This window comes from Candidatus Sodalis sp. SoCistrobi, from assembly GCF_900143145.1.
GTDB lineage: Bacteria > Pseudomonadota > Gammaproteobacteria > Enterobacterales > Enterobacteriaceae > SoCistrobi.
Window position 1 is genome coordinate 1 of sequence record NZ_FRDB01000298.1, and the last position, 2,769, is coordinate 2,769.

Sequence of the window (2,769 nt, forward strand, 5' to 3'; positions counted from 1 at the left end):
CGTTTAATGCGGGTACGGAGCGTCAGGTTATTGCGCTCTATACGTTGCGTGAAGATCTTGCCAGTCAGATGTTTCTGCTTCGGCACCTCTCTTGCATAGCTGCCCCAGTTGTCACTGGTAATCATGCCGATGTTGAACGGCGTCAACAGAGCCAGCAATTCACGGCAGGTCTCATCGGTTCGGGGGCCAAAAGTGTAGGCTATAACGCCGCCCGTTTTGGTATTGTAAGCGTACCAGAGCCAGTGCTGTAGCGCCTTACTGCCAACGAAGCTCCATTGCTCATCAAGTTCACAGATAAGGGCGACATCGGCGTGAGCAACGGGAGAAGACGTTATCCGGCGGGGCGAGAGCTTTTTAAAGCCCGGATGACCGTGTTGATGCCGATTTTCAACGTTCTAGCGGTATCGCTAACACCGGCACCGTTGAAGGCCATATCAACGATCTGCTCTTTAACTCCCGGCTTTCGCGCTTCATAGCGGTAGGTAAGCTGGAATACACGGTGACAGCACTGACACCGGAAGCGTTCGCGCTTAGTTGGACTAAGGCCATGTCGATAAATTTCATCTGAATGGCAGCGAGGACAATGAACAGAAACTGTAACCACGTGGAAACCTCAAATAGAGGCAGAATATCACAAAAGTCAACTATTTGAAGGCATTACCGACAAAGGGTTGGAGGGCGCCAGCCAATTTTTCAAGACCCAGTCCAGCGAAGAAATGGATCACATGCGCCGCCTGTTCGACTATCTGAACGATACCGGCACCATGCCGGTGCTGGGGGCGATCGATGCGCCGCCGGTCGGGTTTCCGGCCTTGGCCGAGCTTATCAAGCTTGCTTATGAGCATGAGCAGATGATCACGCGGAAGATTAACGAGCTGGCCCACGTGGCGATGACGCTGCAGGACTATTCCACGTTTCACTTCCTGCAATGGTATGTCGCCGAGCAGCACGAGGAAGAGAAGATGTTCAAGTCCATCCTCGACAAGCTGGCGCTGGTGGACACCGACGCGAGCGGCCTGTTCTTTATCGATCAGGATCTGAAAAAAATGAACGGCGACAACAGCGTTAATACCACCCTGTAAGCGTCTCCCGCCTTGATGTTTTTCCCCCGTCCCCCGCGCGCGCCGCCGCCGGGGGACGGGTGGTTGTCCTCGACTTCATCCGCCACAGCCGCTATCATTTGCCCGCGTTCATGTAAGCGGGCCTGCCAACCGTGACCGGGCGTTTGTTCCTTTCTCGCCTGTGGCGGTAATGGCTGGGCAGCGGATCCTGCCGTCTTGTATCCCACCGCCGTAACGTTTATTTAGACATTTATCACCTTAAGGAAAGCCACTAATGTCAATGCAACGTATTGTCGCGCCGGTGTACGCGCTGGCGCTCTTTGCCGGCGCGGTGTTGTGCGCGCCGCGGGCCGAGGCCCATGCCCATCTCAAAACGCAATATCCCGCCGCCAATGCCACCATGACGGACGCCCCGCAGGCCCTAACCCTGACGTTTACCGAAGCGGTTGAACCCACGTTCAGCGGTTTGACCTTAACCCGCAATGGTAACCAGCAGGTGCCGACCGGAGCCATCAAAACCGATCCGGCGAATGCCGCTCAGATCATCGTGCCCTTTACACAGCCGCTGACCGCGGGGGAATACCAGGTGGCATGGCATGTGGTTTCGGTAGATGGTCATAAAACCCAGGGCAGCTATACCTTCAGCGTCAAATAAATGGCCACCTTGCCGGCCTGGTTCGCGGCCTGCCGCTTTATCCATTTTGCCGCGTTGATCCAACTGAGCGGCATGTTGCTGTTCAGCGAATGTCTGGCGCCGCCGGCGCTGCAACAGCGGCTGAGGTGCGCGTTCCGGGGTATCCTGCAGGTGTTGGCACTGGGGGCGCTGGTGTCGGGCTGTGCGCTGCTGGCGCTGCAGGCTGGCCTGATGGGGCAGGGATGGCCGGATACGGTTCGTCCTGACGTTTGGCGCGCGGTGCTGCATACGGCCTATGGTCAGGTATGGTTTTGGCATCTGTTGTTGGTGCTGGCGACCTGCTGAGCCACCCTCCCTCGCGGGCGTTACAGAGCGTTATGGGTGCTGTCAACGGTTGCGCTGCTCAGTCTGGCGTTTGTTGGCCACGCGGCGATGTATGGCGGATTACGCGGCGCCGCGCAGCGCGGTAACCACATGCTGCATCTGCTGGCGGTGGCGGGATGGCTCGGTGGTTTATGGCCCTTGTTGTTGTCCCTGCGCGGGCTAACCCGTCCACGCTTGCGCCAGGAGGCCCTGAGGGCGTTGATGGCCTATTCTCGCTGCGGCCATCTGTTGGTTGCGCTGGTGATTCTGACCGGTATCGGTAACACCTTTCTGGTTTTGGGCCACTGGCCTGTCGCGCTGGGACAGCCGTATTCGCGCATGCTGATAATCAAAATTCTCTCCGTGGCGGCGATGGTACTGCTGGCGTTGACCAACCGTTACCATATTGTCCCCACGATGCGCATAGACGAAGCCCGCGCCATTAAACGACTGACCCGGTTGACCTTAACGGAAATCGCTCTTGGCGTGCTGACGCTGCTGTTGGTCAGCGTATTTGCCATGCTTGAACCCCAATAAGTGTTCGGCCACGGCCGACATGTTTATAGCCACCTCGTTATACACATTCTGTTCGTGCCTGAGCGCGCGTAGCGTTTCGGCGGCCGTCATGACTTTCTGCAAGCCTTTCCAGATAGTTTTTGCGCCTGGCTCACCGTCGCCTTTTCGAGCAAGAAAGCCTCCGAGTTGCGCAAC

The 2,769-nt window shown here is 57.3% G+C and carries 4 protein-coding genes and 2 pseudogenes; 4 read left to right on the plus strand and 2 right to left on the minus strand.

The genetic code is table 11. From position 1 onward, the window contains the following. A pseudogene (locus CINSTRO3249_RS16295) lies at window positions 1-604 on the minus strand (IS1 family transposase); the annotation flags it as partial. 13 nt (window positions 605-617) lie between these two features. On the opposite strand from CINSTRO3249_RS16295, the gene CINSTRO3249_RS14760 reads away from it, so the two are divergent. The 4 genes from CINSTRO3249_RS14760 (at window position 618) to CINSTRO3249_RS16305 (ending at window position 2,595) form a co-directional block, all read left to right on the plus strand. Then, entirely contained in the window at window positions 618-1,082 is a 465-nt protein-coding gene (locus CINSTRO3249_RS14760) for a ferritin (protein ID WP_074013801.1), read from the plus strand. Window positions 1,083-1,335: 253 nt separating this feature from the next. Continuing rightward, complete coding sequence (gene yobA / locus CINSTRO3249_RS14765; RefSeq protein ID WP_074013802.1) at window positions 1,336-1,716, plus strand: CopC domain-containing protein YobA; 381 nt, start codon at window positions 1,336-1,338, stop codon at window positions 1,714-1,716. Further along, window positions 1,717-2,040, plus strand: coding sequence for a hypothetical protein (locus CINSTRO3249_RS16300; RefSeq protein WP_084790261.1), 324 nt, complete (start codon window positions 1,717-1,719; stop codon window positions 2,038-2,040). A gap of 36 nt (window positions 2,041-2,076) precedes the next feature. Beyond that, window positions 2,077-2,595, plus strand: coding sequence for a CopD family protein (locus tag CINSTRO3249_RS16305; RefSeq protein ID WP_084790262.1), 519 nt, complete (start codon window positions 2,077-2,079; stop codon window positions 2,593-2,595). A 75-nt stretch (window positions 2,596-2,670) separates the two neighbouring features. On the opposite strand, the pseudogene CINSTRO3249_RS17915 reads toward CINSTRO3249_RS16305, so the two are convergent. Further along, window positions 2,671-2,769 (minus strand): annotated as a pseudogene (locus CINSTRO3249_RS17915) (IS4 family transposase); the annotation flags it as partial.

Excerpts from the sequence above, each read along its gene's own strand:
- yobA (WP_074013802.1), top strand. The coding sequence starts at position 1,336 with ATGTCAATGCAACGTATTGTCGCGCCGGTGTACGCGCTGGCGCTCTTT.
- CINSTRO3249_RS16300 (WP_084790261.1), top strand. The coding sequence starts at position 1,717 with ATGGCCACCTTGCCGGCCTGGTTCGCGGCCTGCCGCTTTATCCATTTT.